The sequence below is a fragment of the uncultured Dokdonia sp. genome (assembly GCF_947492815.1).
GTDB lineage: Bacteria > Bacteroidota > Bacteroidia > Flavobacteriales > Flavobacteriaceae > Dokdonia.
The window spans coordinates 391,281-407,962 of record NZ_CANLOB010000001.1 but is presented as its reverse complement, the minus strand read 5'-3'; the positions used below and the strand labels follow the sequence as shown (position 1 = coordinate 407,962).

The window sequence follows — 16,682 nt, the reverse complement described above, 5'->3', positions numbered from 1 at the left end:
CATTTATTGTATAATAAGTCGTTCTGTAAATCTTCCTTCTACAGTAGTAACCGCTAAAAAATAAGTGCCGCTAGAAAGTGTATAATCAAATACGTTCTGAACACTATCTTGAGGTGTATACTGTTTTACAATACGTCCTGTTACATCTATAATAGTAATATCATTGAAGGTCTTTCCTTGTAAGCCTCGTATAGAAAATTGTCCTTGACTAGGATTTGGGAAAACAGTAATTATATTTTCCAATGTTTGATCAGACACAGAAAGTACATTACCTTCAAATCTTGATAAGATACCAGCTCCATTTTGAACAAAATACAGATCGTCATTAAAAAAACTTACACCAAAGGGATTATCTTGATTACTTACAAGTTCTATTGCAGTTGGAGAGGTTTCAGACGTGTCTATTCTGAAAATAGATCCGTTCGTCACAAATTCAGTAACAAGAAGTATCGTTCCTTCAGCATGTATTCCTGCGGGATTATTAAGCCCTATAACAACATCTTCTAAGGTAGGAGTTGTATCTGTTACGTTAAACTTTGAAACGCGATTAGCGCCAGCGTGAGCAATAAATAACTCGTCTCCTATAAGCACAATCTGCTCAGGAAAGTTAAGCCCATTAATGACTGTCGAGATAGCTCCGGTGGTAAGATCAATACGACCAATTCTTCCACCTTGAAATTCAGAAAAATATAGATCGTTATCAATACGAACCATAGAGACGGGTGTTACCAGTCCAGAGGCAATGGTCACTTGATTTGACGTTAGGTCACTGGCATCTCTACGTGTAATAACACCACCCACTTGAGAAATATAAACATCATCTCCATCAAAGAGAAGACTCGTAGGTCCGTTAATGCCTGTAACCACATCTTCGGCAGTTGGATTTGTAGCTGTAAGATCAACACGTACAATAGCATTACCTGAAAATTCAGCTACGTAGGCGTCAGAACCTTGTATAACAACATCAAAAGGATCAGCAAGACCTGTAACAACAGGTGATACTTGTGAAATGGATATAAAAGGAATACAAATAAGTAAAAGCAAAAAGGTAGTTTTTTTCATAATTAGGTAGGATTATTGATAGTATATATCCAGAAAGGTATATGCACATTTACAGTGTAGTCACATTGCAAAAAGAATACTTACAAATATTTTTGTTTTTCTTGGTGTGCTTTAACGCTTTGCTCTCCCTTTGGTCGTGAATCTCGCAGGCTCGATTTCGCGAAAGCGTATAAACAATAGAGTTTGCTTTGCGCATAGAAAATAGAACATAAAAGAAGCTATCTCAGATGTAACTTAATGCGTTATTCTGAATTCATTTTCAGAATCTCATCATATCTGTTATATCAGTAATGGGAAGCTGAATTTGTTTCAGTTTGACGAAAATTATATTTTTTTAGGAAGCCTTTTTGGATACGTTGAATGTATGAGTTTCTTATGTAAACAACGCTTTAAGCTCTGTAGCATCGTTAGGTTTCATTTTTCCGGCAAGCACTAAACTTAGTTGCTTACGTCGTAAGGCACCATCATAACGCTCTTTTTCATCGTCGGTTTCAGGCATTACTGGCGGAACTGGAACGGGAGTTCCTTGTTCATTTACAGCTACAAATGTATAAATCGCTTCATTAGCCTTTGTGCAAATACCACTCTCACGATCTTCTATCCATACATCAATATAAATTTCCATAGAGGTTTTAAATGCTCTAGAGATTTTAGCTTCTACAGTGACTACACTCCCTAGGGCAATCGTTTTATTAAAAGCAACATGATTTACCGAAGCTGTTACCACAATTCTGCGAGAATGTCTTCTGGCAGCAATACTCGCTGCCCTATCCATACGAGCGAGAAGCTCACCTCCAAAAAGATTATTTAAAGGATTTGTTTCACTAGGTAAAACAAGATCTGTAAGTATTGTTTTAGATTCACTAGGTGTGCGTGCTTCCATAGGAGACTATTTTTTGGCAAAGGTAGGACGTATCTAACGAAAAATGAAGCATAGTTTTGGTTATGTTTTTTTTATGTTGAAGTAGCAAGGGAAAAGGGCGATTTATGATAGTAATTTCAAGTTGTAAATGAAGTAGCTATAATTTTATGAGATAGAAATCTTAGGTTGTATTTGCAAAATAATTAGATAACCGGTCAGTAATCCAACTACAGAAAATAGGAGATCATTCGTGTCAAAAACATTATTGCCTCCTAAATTATGAATCTTTAATTCTTGTGTTATTACGTAAATAGCTGAAAGTGTGGTTGCTATAAAATATATAGAAGTTACCTTAATTTGCGCTTTGATGCGCGTTGTTTTACTTCGAATATAAAGTAAAATAGCAGTTAGTGTAAGTACGCCTACAATACCCTCAAAAAAATTAGGGAGCGATAATAAGATGATTTTAAATAAATTAGGAGCATCACTATCCAATACCGAAGGTCTGATAAATTTAAAGAGTGTAAATAGGATAATAATCAGGAGTTGTATCCTAGCTAATTTTAAAATATCATTCATTCTAGCTTATTATTAACTAATAAGTAAACTATAAAATACCATAAAAGTAAAAGAAACTAGAGTTCCCTTACGTCAAGCCAAGCCGTTTTGTTATCTTCTTTTCGAACCTTACGAAGTATTGCTAATGCTTCTTGAGCATCTGTATAACTACCATAGACTACTTGGTGAAGACCAAATTTGTTAACGCCTACAAGTCTTGCTTTGTCGTATCCTTTATGCTGTAATTGCTGGATTCTTTTTTCAGCATTTTCTTGCACTCTAAAGGCACCGGCAACCACGTGATATTTTCCTTTAGGCTGTATAAGATCTAGCGTAATAGCAGGCAACGGATTTTCGATAACAAAAGTTGCTTCTTGTATTTTTTCATCCACCTGAGTTTTTGCTTCTTGCTCAGCTGCATAATTGTGCTCTTCAATATTTTTGAGGTATTTAAATCCTCCAAAACCAGCCATTCCAAGACCAATTACAGCTATAGCAGCATATTTCATCCATCCAGAAGAGGCTCTTCTCTCTGGTGTAAATGCAATAGGTGTTTTTTCCTCTATCGCTTCGACTTCTTCTTTATATACTTCTCGTGCAATTTGAGGAGAGGTAAATGAAGAAAGTCCAAAAGAAGACGTAAGATAGTTGAGGTGATAAGAAGGTTCAAATTGAAGTGCGTTTTCTACACTCATTTTAAACGAACCTATATTCTTAAACTCAACAGAAGTTCCTTTATGTAAATTATCAAATAAGAAACGCACATAAGATGCAATTTTAGTATTTGCATCTTCATGAGGAATCATTTCTTTGGTAGCAATGTAGTTTGCCAAGAGGCCATCGGTATCTGTAAGCTGTGCATTGAAAGAAAGCTTCTTTTTTGGCGGATAAAAAGCTTGTGTGCTTTCATGAATGATAGCAGATTGATACTGAGTTAAAAACGCCCCAAATCCAGGTACGATTACACACTCATAACGATATAAAAGGTCACTTATGTATTGGTCTAATTGCATAAAATAAAGATACTTTTTTTTAAAACTATGCAAACAGTCATCATGATATTTTATTAACAAAAATGAAATAAAAATATGGCCTCCTGATTTTGTGTAATGTACTGTATAAGTATGTTATTTTTTTGAACTATTCAATAGTATTTTAGTTGTACATAGAAAATAGTAATAACAACTTTTATCTCATCAATAAAAATTGTTTCTTGTGTGTTTGTAAATGATCCATATGCCTGAAAACGAATTCCTTTCTTTACTTACGCTTCAACATATTCCGCATTTAGGAGACGGAAGTATTAAAAAGTTGATTCAACATTTTGGAAGTGCCGAAGCCGTTTTACAGCAAAAAAAAGAACATCTTCTGAAGGTAGAAGGAATCGGGGAACATAAACTTCAATCGTTTTGGGATGAAAAGCATTCCGCTTTCGCGAAAGCAGAATTAGAACACCTCCAAACACATAAAATTGCCTATAGTTGTTACACAGATGATGACTATCCGCAACGGTTAAAACATTGTATAGATGGTCCTGTTGTACTTTTTCAACGTGGAAATATACAACTTCATCAACGTAAAATTATTAGCATTGTAGGCACTCGAAAAGTAACATCTTATGGTGCTGCATTTGTAGAAAAATTGATAGAAGAACTCGCTCCTTTCAATCCAATTATTGTATCTGGATTTGCATATGGAGTAGATATTACGGCCCATAAAGCAGCCCTTGCCAATAATCTGCAAACCGTCGGAGTACTCGCTCACGGTCTCGATAAAATGTATCCAAAAGTACATAGCAAATATGTAAAGGATGTAGAAAGCAATGGCGGTTTTATGACTGATTTTTGGACATCAGATACCTTTGTGCACACTAATTTCTTGCAGCGTAATCGTATTATTGCCGGGTTAAGTGAGGCGACTATTGTGATAGAAAGCGCAGCCAAAGGAGGTTCTTTAGTGACCACAGATTTTGCTAATGGATACCATCGTGATGTATTTGCCGTGCCAGGAAGAACTACAGATCCGTTGAGTATAGGATGTAATAATTTGATTAAACAACACAAAGCTCATGTGCTTACTTCGGCGGCAGATATTGGGTATATTCTTAATTGGAAATTGGAGGAAGAAGCACCATTACCAGTGCAGAAAAGACTATTTGTAACGCTAGAAGATGACGAAAAATTGATTTGGAATTTTTTAAAAGAACACGGAAAAGAACAATTGGATTTAATCGCATTGCATTGTAAAATGCCAACACATAAAATAGCAGGAACTTTACTCGCTATGGAACTGAAAGGGGTGATACGCCCTTTACCTGGGAAGTTATTTGAGGTGATTTGATTTTCTGTTATACGCTTTAGCACTTCGTTCTTCTTTATGGTTGTGAATCTCACAAGTTTGATTTCGCGAAAGCGTAAAAAAAAGAAACCCAAGCATTAACCTGAGTTTCTTTACTGTAGTGTATTTCTGTTTTCGTATTTTGATTACCCTTTTACTTTTCCAGGTAATACTTTATATCCCATATTGTATAGCGTAAATCCATAGATGTCTGCATATTGCTCTATAGTCTTACTCACAGGAGTTCCTGCGCCGTGACCTGCATCGGTTTCAATACGGATAAGTGTAGGAGCATCTCCAGCTTGTTTTGCTTGTAATTCGGCAGCAAATTTAAAAGAGTGTGCAGGTACTACACGGTCATCGTGATCTCCTGTTGTCACAAGTGTTGCTGGGTATGAAACTCCTTCTTTTACATTATGTACGGGAGAGTATCCTTTTAGATACTCAAACATTTCTTTGCTATCTTCTGCAGTACCATAATCATATGCCCATCCTGCACCTGCAGTAAAGGTGTGATATCTAAGCATATCCATAACACCTACAGCAGGTAATGCTACTTTCATAAGATCTGGGCGTTGTGTCATCGTTGCTCCTACAAGCAGTCCTCCATTAGATCCTCCACGTATGGCTAAATAATCACTAGAGGTATATTTTTCAGCTATAAGATACTCAGCTGCTGCTATAAAATCATCAAATACATTTTGTTTCTGCATTTTTGTTCCAGCATCATGCCATTCTTTTCCATACTCTCCACCACCTCGTAAATTAGGAACAGCGTAGACACCACCTTGTTCCATCCATACCGCATTTGCAATACTAAAACCAGGTGTAAGACTTACATTAAAACCTCCATAACCATATAATATAGTAGGGTTTTTACCATTGAGTTCGATTCCCTTTTTATGAGTAATAATCATCGGCACTTTGGTGCCGTCTTTAGACGTGTAAAATACTTGCTTACTTTCGTAATTATCAGAATTAAAATCAATCTCTGGTTTTCTAAATAATTCTGAAGTTCCTGTTTTTATATCATATTTATAAGTGCTCCCAGGCGTTTTATAATTGCTAAAACTATAATAGAGTTCTGTCTCTTCTTTTTTGCCCCCAAAGCCACCTACAGATCCTACTCCAGGCAGCGCTACTTCACGTATAAGATTTCCATCATAATCATATTGCATTACTTTAGATACAGCATCTACCATATAACTTGCAAAAATAGAACCCCCACCCGTACTTGCATTTAACACGTTTTTTGTTTCAGGAATGATATCTACCCAGTTTTCAGGACGTGGGTCGCTAGCATCTACAGTTACTACACGTTGGTTAGGTGCATTAAGATTTGTAGATAAAATAAGTTTTGATCCTACATTCGTGATAAGATACGTATCACTATTAGTATGATCAAGAATAGTAACCAAATCACTATTTGGTTTTGTAAGATCTTTAATATATAGTTTATTACCTGAAGTACTAACTCTTGGACTAATGGTTAAAAAACGGTTGTCTCTAGAAACGTTTCCATAAATATATCGGTGCTTCTCTTTTGGAGTTCCTCCGTAAATAAGTGCATCTTCAGATTGTGGTGTTCCAAGTTTATGATAATATACTTTATGTTGATCTGTTTTGGCAGAAAGCTCACTTCCTTCAGGTTTGTCATAACTTGAGTAATAAAAACCTTCATTTTTATACCAACTCATTCCTGAAAACTTAACATCTACTAGTGTGTCTTCTACAATCTTTTTAGACTCGGTATACATAATTAGGATTTTACGCCAATCACTTCCTCCTTCAGAAATACTATACGCAAGTACGCTTCCATCTTCAGAAAAGCTAGCACCTCCTAAAGAAATGGTTCCATCTTCTGCAAAAGTATTTGGATTCAAAAATACAGTAGCAGTTTCTGGGTCATCTCCTGTTTTATAGCGATAGATGACATATTGATTTTGTAGTCCGTTATTTTTATAGAAATAGGTGTAATCTCCTTCTTTAAATGGAGCCCCTATTTTTTCATAATTCCATAGTTTTTCTAGTCTTTCCTTAAGTTGTGCTCTAAAAGGAATCGTATCAAGGTATCCATAGGTTACTTGATTTTGGCGTTTTACCCAATCTTCAGTCTCTGGGCTACGATCATCTTCTAGCCAACGGTATGGGTCTGGCACTTCTGTTCCAAAATAGGTGTCTACGGTATCTGTTTTTTGGGTTTGGGTATACGTCACTGCAATAGGATTTTCTATAGATTTTACATCATTTTGACAGGAGAATAGTGCACTACTGATAAAGGCTAAAAAAAGAATTCTTTTCATAAGGATGGAGAATATTATTGAGATAGTGAAGATAAGGATTTGTTCGCTTTCACGAAAGTGAAGTTTATACTGAGATCGTCGAAGTACGAAATCGAATTTATGAGATTCACGACCAAAGGGAGAGCGAAGCGTTAAAGCATAAAAAACCCTACCTAAACATAGGCAGGGTTCTATAAATTATGTTGTTATGTTATTGCATTAAGTGTCTGTAGTTATTCCAGTTTTTATAAATAAAATAACCATTTACTATAGCAACTAATAATGCGGGTCCTATATTAGCTAAGTCTAAAACAGCATGAAAAAGTACGACGTTTACAGAGATAGGTAATAACGCAAGTACTGCTGCTGGAAATGCTTTTTTAGTGATAAATAAGAGGCCAACTACGACTTCTAATCCTCCTACTAATGGCCACATATAACCACTATCTGTAAATGCTTGAAATAAATTTGCAGCTCCTACATTCTCTCCGAATTCGAAATCTGGCATGAACCAGAAAAATTTATTAAGTCCAAATGCGAGAAGCATAATTCCAATGCCTATTCTAATAATTGTGTTTACTATTTTCATGAGTTTGTTTGTTTTGGTGATTATAGCGACTTAGACGCAACAGAACACCATCGATTACAAAAACCTCAAAAAAATTGTCAATTTAGCCTTTGTGGTATTTTTCTATTCGTTAAGCTTACTTTGAAAAATGTCTATAAATTGGCTTATATGAAGGACATCAACAAGAGCATGGTGTGTATATATAGCAACAGACATTGTCTTTTTTTCATTAACGACTATTACCTTTCCAAACGATATTTTAGGTTCGCTTCCTCTCGACTTGAACATTCTGGCATGTGTAATAGCACTAAAATTAAGCCAAGGAATTGCTGAGTAATGAATCACGTTATCAGGATTGTTAGGAGGGAAAAGTGATTCGCTTTGTTGAATACGTTCTATTTCTTTTTGTACTGATTTTGAAAATGTATCAAAACTTGCTGCATATGGAATATCACTAAAAGCAAATGTTTCATTAGGTCTCATGATGGTTGCCGAAGCTCCAATGTGGTCATATAAAACCACTTGATTGTCTGGAGTGATACGATATTTAAAATTTTCTATTTGATTGGAAGCGAGTACACATTTATGTAAGTAATAGGAAAAGAACGAATATCCTTTTTCCTTTGCTACTTGCATAGCTTTAGTTACATCTACAGAAACAGTTACTCCATAGAAAGGCTCTTCAAATTGATTGAAAAATTCGAAGTGTTGTCTGCGTTTCCATGTAGAAAGATCAATTGTTTTCAATGGGATTAATTTATTTTGAGAGTAATCTATATTTAAAATCTACTGTTTTTTCTCCTTTATTAAATTCTCCACCTTTAATATCAATATATAATTGTTTTGATGCATCTATATAGCCAAGAGTAATATTATATACTTTTACAACCATATTGTCTATGTTTTCAAAATCGATAGTTGTACTACTTGATTCTTCATTAATCCATTTATATCCTCTCCAGCTACTATTAAATACATTATCAGGAGATTCAATAATAACAGGACCATCAAATGCAAGTATCTTTTCATTAATACGTGCTTTTTTAGATTTTAGATCAATAACAATTGATGTAAAGTCTGTTGTGTCGGATGACTTCAGATAGATTTTGTTTTTAGAATAAGAAATATCAAAGTATAATTGTCCTGTAGAATTTATTTTTACATCAAATTTTTTAGTAACCATATATTCATATTCTTCCTTTGTAATTCCCATCCTTTTATCATAAGGCATAGGTTCTCCATCTTCTGCAATGGCTTTATTCACTTGTTGATTAAACCATTCTTTATTTTCTGATAACGCTTTTGTGAATTTTTCAATAATTTTTACTAACCTATCAGGCATAGAGACACCATTCATAATCTCAAAATCTACTCTCCCTTCAGGGAGTAAAAACGCTACGTCTTTATTAAAATCACCAGAATACTCAAAAGATTGTGCATTTATAGTAGTGTAACTATACAAAAGCAGCAAAAGCGAAAGAATCGATTTCATTATACGTGATATTTATTAGGCAATGTACTAAAAAAGAAAACCTCCGCAAGGGAGGTTTTTACTATATAAAAGTAAGATTCTTTATACCAATTTGTTTTCTACAAGATATTCTCCAATTTGAACAGCATTAGTTGCTGCTCCTTTTCGAAGATTATCAGAGACAATCCACATATTAAGTGAGTTTTCTTGTGAATGATCACGGCGTATACGTCCTACAAAAACATCATTTTTACCTTCGGCATAAATAGGCATTGGGTAGGTATTTGTATCTGGATTATCTTGTACGGTAACTCCATCAGTCTCACTAAGAAGCTTACGTACATCTGTAACATCATACTCATTATGAAACTCTAAGTTTACAGATTCACTATGACCTCCTACTACAGGAATACGTACAGCCGTTGCTGTAACAGCAATGGTACGGTCATCTAGTATTTTTTGAGTTTCATTTACCAGTTTTAGTTCTTCTTTGGTGTATCCGTTTTCTTGAAAAACATCACAAGCAGGAATTGCATTACGGTGAATAGGGTATGGGTATGCCATCTCGCCTTTCTCTCCTGCATATTCGTTTTCTAATTGCTGTACCGCCTTTACGCCAGTTCCTGTAATAGACTGATATGTAGAGATAACTAATCTTTTTATACCATATTTTTTATGTAACGGTGCTAGAGCCAATACCATTTGTATGGTAGAACAATTAGGATTTGCAATAATCTTATCATCTTTGGTTAATGCATTGGCATTAATTTCAGGAACTACTAGCTTTTTGGTTTGGTCCATGCGCCAAGCTGATGAGTTGTCTATTACAGTAGTGCCTACTTCAGCAAATTTTGGAGCAAATTCAAGAGAAGTATTCCCTCCAGCAGAAAAAATAGCAATATCAGGTTTGGCGGTAATTGCATCTTCCATAGAAGAAATGGTATACTCTTTCTGTTTATATACTACTTGTTTTCCTACTGATCGCGCAGAAGCAACAGGGATTAATTCTGTTATTGGAAAATTACGCTCTGCAAGCACTTGCAACATTACTTGGCCTACCATTCCGGTAGCACCTACTACGGCTACTCTCATGAGAATATGAATATTTTTAAATTAAAACCCCAAATTTAGGGAGATGTACTTGATTTATGGGCTTTAAAACAAATAAAAAAAGGATAATGTTTTAAGGATACACAAAAGAGTTACAAAATGTATAATTACTAACAAAAAACTGCCTTAGCTAGATTACTAAGGCAGTTTACAGTTAAAAATATGTACTGTAGCGGTGGCTACGTATGTTTATTTTTTAAGAGCATCTCTTATTTCAGTCAATAAATCAATTTCAGATGGCCCTGGATCTGCTGCTGGAGCTTCTTCAACAGGTTTCTTTGTTTTGTTGTAAGCTTTTACAATCATAAATAATACAAACCCAACGATAATTAAGTTTATAATCGCATTGATCCATTTACCATACATAATGGCGTTTTCAGCTTTTTCAACGGTTCCATCTGCAGCAACTACTGCCTCATCTAACACCATTTTCATTTCAGCAAAATCTACCCCGCCTGTAAAGTGCCCTACAATAGGCATCATTATATCAGATACAAATCCACTTACAACTAGACCCATGGCACCAGCTAATAATACAGCTATTGCAAGATCAATGACGTTACCCGTCATGATGAACTCCTTGAATTCTTTTAACATTTTAATTTGGTTTAAAGGTTAATGAGTCCCTAAGGTACTAAAAAAACAAACTCAATTAACAAAGTTTTAAGAACACTCACGTCACTATCGAAGAACGACACGTTTTACCCGTTGAGATACCGCTGTGAGGAGTTCATAGGATATAGAGTTAATGCTAGCAGACACATCAACGGCAGAGACGTCTTCTCCAAAAATAGTCACATCATCTCCTTCTTTACAATCAATATCTGTAATATTAACCATCAGCATATCCATACATACATTTCCTATAATAGGAGCTTTTTTCCCATGTATGGTTACATATCCAATACCATTACCATATGCTCTAGAAATACCATCAGCATGACCAATAGGAATGGTAGCTGTTTTTTCGTAATGCGTCGCTTTGTATGCACGGTTATACCCTACGGTTTCATTAGGCTCAATAGTATGTATTTGAGAAATGATTGATTTAAGGGAAGCAACAGGGCGTAAATGTTGATCTTCTTCAGGAGTATTACCATATCCATATAGTCCAATGCCTGTGCGTACCATGTCAAATTGTGCTTCAGGATAGTTAATAATGGCTGAGGTGTTACTCTGATGCAAGAAAGGCGCTCCGTCTAATGCTTGTAGTAATATATTTGCTGTTTTAGTAAAACTAGTAATTTGTTGTTGGGTAAATGCTTTTTCGGTTACATCTTCGCTGGCTGCTAAGTGGGAAAAAATAGAAGTGATTTTAATAGCTTCCGTTTCTTTAAGGCGCTCTAGGATCCAATCGGTGTCATTTTCCCAGAAACCTAAACGATTCAATCCAGTATTAAATTTTAGATGAACAGGATAGTGCTTTTGTGTATGCGCTTTCGCGAAAGCGGAAAACTCACGAAACAAACGGGCACTATATAAACTAGGTTCTAAGCAGTTTTCAATAATCACCTTAAAATTATCAGGTTGAGGATGTAATACTAAAATAGGTGCTTGTATTCCTGCTTTACGCAAGGCTTCTCCTTCATAAGCGTAGGCAACAGCAAAATAATCAATACCCAGTTTTTCTAGAAATAAGGCTACTTCACAAGCATCAGTTCCATAGCCAAACGCCTTTACAACGCCCATCATCTTTACACCTTTAGCAAGTTTAGCTCTAAGATAGGTGTAATTGTGCTTTAAGGCATTGAGGTTTATTTCAAGGCGGGTGACCCCCATAAGAGATTATTTATCGGTGTTTGTATTGGGTATTTTTTCTGAAGGTATTTCTTTAGGATCGGTTACTTCCATTTTTTTAAGACGATCACGTAGCATCGCTTTATAATATGCACCTCTGCTTAAAGGTTCATATTCTTCGGTTTCTCCTAAAAGAACAATATTGTCATTTTGTGCTTTACGGTAACTGTATTGAGCTAAATTACCAGTACGTGTACATACAGCATGTACCTTAGTAACATACTCGGCAGTGGCCATAAGTGCAGGCATAGGTCCAAAAGGATTTCCTTTAAAATCCATATCAAGCCCTGCGATAATAACTCTTACACCTCTATTGGCTAGGTCATTACAGACTTTAACAATCTCGTCATCAAAAAATTGTGCTTCATCTATTCCAATGACATCACAATCATCTGCAAGAATGGGAATATTTGCTGCTGCAGGAACAGGGGTAGACCGTATTTCATTAGCATCATGAGAGACTACCATTTCTTCGTCATAGCGTGTATCTACAGCAGGTTTGAAGATTTCAACTTTCTGTTTTGCAAACTGGGCACGTTTGAGTCTTCGGATGAGTTCTTCTGTTTTACCAGAGAACATAGATCCGCAAATTACTTCAATCCAACCGAATTGCTCCTTATGATTTACTGTGTTTTCGAGAAACATTTTGTACTTTTCAAGACCAAAACGTCATTTTTGACGTTTGGTTTTAGGTCAGGGTAAATTTATCAAAAAAGAGACGTAATCAACGTTAAGTATTCGAAAGTTATGAAGAAATCTATTAAAGCAGAATTAATAAGTCTCGCACACAAAATATTACAACTTAAAGATGATACTTCGTATGCGCAAATGACAGAGCAATCTAGAGCGCTTTATGAGAAATTAATGGTATTATCTTACGCAGAAAAGCTAGAAAAATCTGGACAACCTACCATAGGACTTTCTAAAATAGAAAATACAATAGATGAAGTAACAACAGAAAAAGAAGTGGTTCCTGTTGTTGAAAAAATAGTAGAAACACCTGTAGAAGACAAAATAGAAATACAAGAACCAACCCCAGAACCAGTTAAAAGAAAAACTCCTGCAGAGATCGTTGCTGAAAATGAAGCACGTTTTGCTGAAGTAAGAGCAAATGATAAGCATCGACCTGATGGAACTTTTTTTAATCAAGATGAACCTGTACATGAGCCCGTTATAGAAAAAATAAAAGATATGGTGGCCGAAATGCCTCCAGAAGCTTCTGTTATTGATGAGCTAGTAGAGTCTATAGAACCTCAAGATCGCTATCAGAAAAATGATATGCTAGAAATAGGAGGGGAGTTTGCTCAGATGCCAATTTTTGATCCTGTAGCTGTCGCTGAAGAAGATAGTGTGCCTAAAAACTTAAATGATAAACTTAAAAGCGGACTTAAAATAGGACTTAATGATAAGCTTGCTTTTATAAAACACCTCTTTCATGGTAGTGATACAGATTATAACAGGGTGTTATCACAATTAAGCACTTTTGGTACTTTAGATGAGGCAAAACAGTTTATACAGCAAATGGTAAAACCTGATTATGATGCTTGGGAGGGTAAAGAAGAATATGAAGAGCGTTTTATGCAAATCATTGAAAGTAAGTTTGCTTAATTTTTAATAGATGAAAATTCAAAAAATTAGCTATTGGATAGCCACGATCATTACTTGTGGTGTTTTTACATTTTCTGCCCAAATGTATTTTAGAAATACAGCGATGGTTGAAGGATATTTTGAAGCACTTAATTACCCAAGTTATATTGTAATTCCTCTTGCTATTGTTAAAGTGTTAGGAATTGCTATGGTATTATGGCGAGGTATTCCTTGGCTTACAGAATGGGCTTATGCAGGCTTCTTTTTTGATGCTGTGTTGGCATTTGCTGCTCATATGAATGCAGATGATGGAGGATATTTATTTTCATTACTAGTATTAATCTTCTTACCGATATCGTATTTCTTAGGAAAGAGAATACGTCCTATGTATGACTGAAAATAGCAAATTATACCTTGTTCCAACGCCTATTGGAAATCTAGAAGATATTACCCTACGCGCTATTCGTGTATTAAAAGAAGTAGATCTTATTCTTGCTGAAGACACACGAACTAGCGGTAAATTACTCAAGCATTTTGAGATTTCAACGCAAATGATGAGTCATCATATGCATAATGAGCATAAGACAGTAGAAGGGCTTGTAAAAAGGTTATTAGCTGGTGAGACTATGGCGCTTATAAGTGATGCGGGTACTCCAGCTATATCTGATCCTGGATTCTTATTGACGAGAGCTTGTGTAGAAGCAGGTATTGTCGTAGACTGCCTTCCTGGTGCAACGGCATTTGTGCCTGCGTTAGTAAATAGCGGTTTGCCTAATGATAAATTTGTTTTTGAAGGATTTTTACCTGTAAAAAAAGGAAGACAAACCCGTCTTCTCTTTCTAGCAGAAGAAACCAGAACCATTATCTTTTATGAATCTCCTCATAAACTCGTAAAGACCTTAGGACATTTTGCTGAATTTTTTGGAGAAGAACGACAGGTGTCTGTCTCTAGAGAAATTACAAAACTTCACGAAGAAACAGTGAGAGGAACCGTAAAAGAAGTATTAGTACATTACACAAAAAAACCACCTAAAGGAGAGATCGTGGTTGTACTCGCTGGGAAAAAATAAAAAGTACAATTTACATTCCTTTTCTAGTAGTTTGTAATCTCCTTGATCTCTTTATAATTGTATCATAAATAATGTACATTTTACTATGGAAACACTTTTAACATCTATTAGAGCTTGTGAAATTTGTAAATCACACCTTCCGTTAGGTCCTAACCCTATTGTAACGGCACATCCAGATGCAAGGGTTATTATTATAGGACAAGCTCCAGGTACAAAAGTGCATAAAACGTCCGTTCCTTGGGATGACCCTAGTGGAAAACAGCTTCGTAAATGGCTGAATTGTGATCCAGATATCTTTTATGATCCTACAAAAGTATCGTTAGTGCCTATGGGCTTTTGTTACCCCGGAAAAGGAAAGACAGGAGATTTGCCGCCAAGAACAGAATGTGCGCCTCAATGGCATGAGCAATTACTTGCTAAAATGCCTAATATCCAACTCATTATTCTTATTGGGATGTATGCGCAGAAGTATTACTTAAAAAATACAGCAAAAAAGACGCTTACAGAAACGGTGAGAAATCATGAAGCGTATGCTCCTAAGATTATTCCGTTGCCACATCCTTCGCCTCGTAACCGGTTTTGGCTCACAAAAAACCCATGGTTTGATGTAGAAGTTGTGCCTAAACTTCAATACGCTTTCGCGAAAGCGATCTCAGAATGATTTTAATAAGTGTTGTTGAATATTTTTGGACGGTACAAAGCCATGTAAAAATAGTATTCACTATTTTTATGTTAGGCAACAACACTATTGGAACATTTAATACAAATCATAGATCAAATACCTATTCGTCACAATATAGCTTCCCATCTTATGTTCTTAGGGATTGTACAGGCTTACTTCTTGAGCATATTAATTTTTATTTGCTCTAAACGACGATCTGCCATCCGTATTTTTGGTTGGTCACTCTTAATTCAGGCTATTGTATGCTCAGACACCTATTTATGCTATACTGGATTGATGAAGTATACCCTTCATTGGAATGATTCTACCGAGGTTCTGGTATTGCTTATTTTCCCATCCATCTATTTCTTTGCTTACGCTCTTTTAGAGCGTAAACCAGTATCACTTACTTCACATTGGATACATTTTTTATTGCCTGCTTTTTATTTATTCACACAAATAGGTTATTTCATAAGTCCTGTGGAAATAAAACTTAATGCATATTTAGATGCATATCATAAGAGTATACCCATGATAGAAGCTCCTGAAGGAACAAATTATGGATATCAGTGGATCAAAGATGAGTTCCGATGGCTTATCTTATTAAGTTCGGTAATATACCTTAGCTTAATAGGGCGTTTATTATTTAAAAAAAGACAATTGCATAAACGTACTACCCGAAATGTCAAATTGGGTAAATATGCATTTGCGCGCAATACCCTTGTCTCGTTCATATTACTTATAACAGTATTATTTATTATCTACATACGTTATGAAGATGATGCTGGAGATCATTACATTGTTATTTTTATGACTGTAATGACGTTTGCCAGTGCAGCCTTCATTCTTTCAGAATCTCGTTTTTTTGAACATTCATGGGTAGCAGATAAGTACGAAACCTTGTCTGCCAAGAGTATTTCATTTCAAGAAATAGAAGTTTCTTTACATAATGATGACATGTATCTCTCGACGAACCTGTCCTTAAAATCTTTAGCGGATCTTTTAAAAGTGAATGCGAATATTGTTTCCAAAGTAATTAATTCTGAAACAGGTCTCAATTTTAATGATTATATCAACCAGAAACGGATTCAAGTAGCTAAGGAAAAACTTTTGGATGATCAGTTTACCCACCTTACCATAGAAGCTATCGGGCAGTTGGTTGGATTTAACTCTAAGTCGACTTTTTATACAGCCTTTAAAAAACATGTAGAAATCTCCCCAACTCAATTTGTAAAACAAAATAAAGCGTAGTTTCCCTTAAATTCTTCCAGAATTGTAATTCCGAACGAATATAGCTAGCTAAAGTTAGCTAGATTT

18 protein-coding genes are annotated in these 16,682 nt (G+C 35.4%); 6 read left to right on the top strand and 12 right to left on the bottom strand.

The window, feature by feature from the left end:
• Positions 1-3 precede the first annotated feature (3 nt).
• From Q1A01_RS02080 to Q1A01_RS02065, 4 genes are all read right to left on the bottom strand, one after another.
• Entirely contained in the window at positions 4-1,062 is a 1,059-nt protein-coding gene (locus Q1A01_RS02080) for a T9SS type A sorting domain-containing protein (RefSeq protein WP_299675225.1), read from the bottom strand.
• Positions 1,063-1,435: 373 nt separating this feature from the next.
• A complete protein-coding gene (locus Q1A01_RS02075; RefSeq protein ID WP_299675222.1) occupies positions 1,436-1,945 on the bottom strand; it encodes an acyl-CoA thioesterase in 510 nt (169 codons plus the stop codon).
• 144 nt (positions 1,946-2,089) lie between these two features.
• On the bottom strand, positions 2,090-2,503 hold the full coding sequence (locus Q1A01_RS02070; protein WP_299675219.1) for a hypothetical protein: 414 nt from the start codon (positions 2,501-2,503) through the stop codon (positions 2,090-2,092).
• A gap of 56 nt (positions 2,504-2,559) precedes the next feature.
• Positions 2,560-3,495 carry an SPOR domain-containing protein gene (locus Q1A01_RS02065; protein WP_299675216.1) on the bottom strand — a complete coding sequence of 312 codons (936 nt, stop codon included), beginning with the start codon at positions 3,493-3,495 and terminating at the stop codon, positions 2,560-2,562.
• A 223-nt stretch (positions 3,496-3,718) separates the two neighbouring features.
• On the opposite strand from Q1A01_RS02065, the gene dprA reads away from it, so the two are divergent.
• Positions 3,719-4,822, top strand: coding sequence for a DNA-processing protein DprA (gene dprA, locus Q1A01_RS02060; protein ID WP_299675212.1), 1,104 nt, complete (start codon positions 3,719-3,721; stop codon positions 4,820-4,822).
• A 143-nt stretch (positions 4,823-4,965) separates the two neighbouring features.
• Here dprA and Q1A01_RS02055 read toward each other — a convergent pair whose 3' ends face one another.
• The 8 genes from Q1A01_RS02055 to Q1A01_RS02020 all read right to left on the bottom strand — a co-directional run bounded on the left by Q1A01_RS02055 (position 4,966) and on the right by Q1A01_RS02020 (position 12,692).
• Positions 4,966-7,122, bottom strand: coding sequence for a prolyl oligopeptidase family serine peptidase (locus Q1A01_RS02055; protein WP_299675208.1), 2,157 nt, complete (start codon positions 7,120-7,122; stop codon positions 4,966-4,968).
• 190 nt (positions 7,123-7,312) lie between these two features.
• Positions 7,313-7,690: a DoxX family membrane protein gene (locus tag Q1A01_RS02050; RefSeq protein ID WP_299675206.1), complete on the bottom strand. Its 378-nt coding sequence runs from the start codon at positions 7,688-7,690 to the stop codon at positions 7,313-7,315.
• A gap of 102 nt (positions 7,691-7,792) precedes the next feature.
• Positions 7,793-8,416, bottom strand: coding sequence for a CatA-like O-acetyltransferase (locus Q1A01_RS02045; RefSeq protein WP_299675203.1), 624 nt, complete (start codon positions 8,414-8,416; stop codon positions 7,793-7,795).
• A 10-nt stretch (positions 8,417-8,426) separates the two neighbouring features.
• Entirely contained in the window at positions 8,427-9,161 is a 735-nt protein-coding gene (locus Q1A01_RS02040; protein WP_299675200.1) for a hypothetical protein, read from the bottom strand.
• An 81-nt stretch (positions 9,162-9,242) separates the two neighbouring features.
• The gene (locus Q1A01_RS02035) at positions 9,243-10,232 is read right to left on the bottom strand and encodes an aspartate-semialdehyde dehydrogenase (protein WP_299675197.1); all 990 of its coding nucleotides are present in this window, start codon (positions 10,230-10,232) and stop codon (positions 9,243-9,245) included.
• A gap of 207 nt (positions 10,233-10,439) precedes the next feature.
• The gene (gene mscL, locus Q1A01_RS02030; RefSeq protein WP_299675194.1) at positions 10,440-10,847 is read right to left on the bottom strand and encodes a large conductance mechanosensitive channel protein MscL; all 408 of its coding nucleotides are present in this window, start codon (positions 10,845-10,847) and stop codon (positions 10,440-10,442) included.
• 84 nt (positions 10,848-10,931) lie between these two features.
• Positions 10,932-12,029, bottom strand: a complete 1,098-nt coding sequence (gene alr, locus Q1A01_RS02025) for an alanine racemase (RefSeq protein WP_299675191.1) — start codon at positions 12,027-12,029, stop codon at positions 10,932-10,934.
• 6 nt (positions 12,030-12,035) lie between these two features.
• Positions 12,036-12,692 (bottom strand): thymidine kinase, encoded by a 657-nt coding sequence (locus tag Q1A01_RS02020; RefSeq protein WP_299675188.1) that lies wholly within the window; start codon positions 12,690-12,692, stop codon positions 12,036-12,038.
• A 102-nt stretch (positions 12,693-12,794) separates the two neighbouring features.
• Between Q1A01_RS02020 and Q1A01_RS02015 the strand changes: the two genes are divergently transcribed.
• From Q1A01_RS02015 to Q1A01_RS01995, 5 genes are all read left to right on the top strand, one after another.
• Entirely contained in the window at positions 12,795-13,655 is an 861-nt protein-coding gene (locus tag Q1A01_RS02015) for a hypothetical protein (RefSeq protein WP_299675185.1), read from the top strand.
• Between the two features lie 10 nt (positions 13,656-13,665).
• Positions 13,666-14,031, top strand: coding sequence for a DoxX family protein (locus tag Q1A01_RS02010; protein ID WP_299675183.1), 366 nt, complete (start codon positions 13,666-13,668; stop codon positions 14,029-14,031).
• Positions 14,024-14,704: a 16S rRNA (cytidine(1402)-2'-O)-methyltransferase gene (gene rsmI / locus Q1A01_RS02005; RefSeq protein ID WP_299675180.1), complete on the top strand. Its 681-nt coding sequence runs from the start codon at positions 14,024-14,026 to the stop codon at positions 14,702-14,704. The genes Q1A01_RS02010 and rsmI overlap by 8 nt, the downstream gene beginning before the upstream one ends.
• Positions 14,705-14,789: 85 nt before the next feature.
• Positions 14,790-15,365 (top strand): uracil-DNA glycosylase family protein, encoded by a 576-nt coding sequence (locus Q1A01_RS02000; protein WP_299675177.1) that lies wholly within the window; start codon positions 14,790-14,792, stop codon positions 15,363-15,365.
• Between the two features lie 87 nt (positions 15,366-15,452).
• The gene (locus Q1A01_RS01995) at positions 15,453-16,616 is read left to right on the top strand and encodes a helix-turn-helix transcriptional regulator (protein WP_299675174.1); all 1,164 of its coding nucleotides are present in this window, start codon (positions 15,453-15,455) and stop codon (positions 16,614-16,616) included.
• Positions 16,617-16,682: the final 66 nt, after the last annotated feature.

Bases quoted from the DNA above. Each gene is read 5' to 3' on its own strand.
- Q1A01_RS02080 (WP_299675225.1), bottom strand. From the start codon at position 1,062: ATGAAAAAAACTACCTTTTTGCTTTTACTTATTTGTATTCCTTTTATA.
- Q1A01_RS02075 (WP_299675222.1), bottom strand. From the start codon at position 1,945: ATGGAAGCACGCACACCTAGTGAATCTAAAACAATACTTACAGATCTT.
- Q1A01_RS02070 (WP_299675219.1), bottom strand. From the start codon at position 2,503: ATGAATGATATTTTAAAATTAGCTAGGATACAACTCCTGATTATTATC.
- Q1A01_RS02065 (WP_299675216.1), bottom strand. From the start codon at position 3,495: ATGCAATTAGACCAATACATAAGTGACCTTTTATATCGTTATGAGTGT.
- dprA (WP_299675212.1), top strand. From the start codon at position 3,719: ATGCCTGAAAACGAATTCCTTTCTTTACTTACGCTTCAACATATTCCG.
- Q1A01_RS02055 (WP_299675208.1), bottom strand. From the start codon at position 7,122: ATGAAAAGAATTCTTTTTTTAGCCTTTATCAGTAGTGCACTATTCTCC.
- Q1A01_RS02050 (WP_299675206.1), bottom strand. From the start codon at position 7,690: ATGAAAATAGTAAACACAATTATTAGAATAGGCATTGGAATTATGCTT.
- Q1A01_RS02040 (WP_299675200.1), bottom strand. From the start codon at position 9,161: ATGAAATCGATTCTTTCGCTTTTGCTGCTTTTGTATAGTTACACTACT.
- Q1A01_RS02035 (WP_299675197.1), bottom strand. From the start codon at position 10,232: ATGAGAGTAGCCGTAGTAGGTGCTACCGGAATGGTAGGCCAAGTAATG.
- mscL (WP_299675194.1), bottom strand. From the start codon at position 10,847: ATGTTAAAAGAATTCAAGGAGTTCATCATGACGGGTAACGTCATTGAT.
- alr (WP_299675191.1), bottom strand. From the start codon at position 12,029: ATGGGGGTCACCCGCCTTGAAATAAACCTCAATGCCTTAAAGCACAAT.
- Q1A01_RS02020 (WP_299675188.1), bottom strand. From the start codon at position 12,692: ATGTTTCTCGAAAACACAGTAAATCATAAGGAGCAATTCGGTTGGATT.
- Q1A01_RS02015 (WP_299675185.1), top strand. From the start codon at position 12,795: ATGAAGAAATCTATTAAAGCAGAATTAATAAGTCTCGCACACAAAATA.
- Q1A01_RS02010 (WP_299675183.1), top strand. From the start codon at position 13,666: ATGAAAATTCAAAAAATTAGCTATTGGATAGCCACGATCATTACTTGT.
- rsmI (WP_299675180.1), top strand. From the start codon at position 14,024: ATGACTGAAAATAGCAAATTATACCTTGTTCCAACGCCTATTGGAAAT.
- Q1A01_RS02000 (WP_299675177.1), top strand. From the start codon at position 14,790: ATGGAAACACTTTTAACATCTATTAGAGCTTGTGAAATTTGTAAATCA.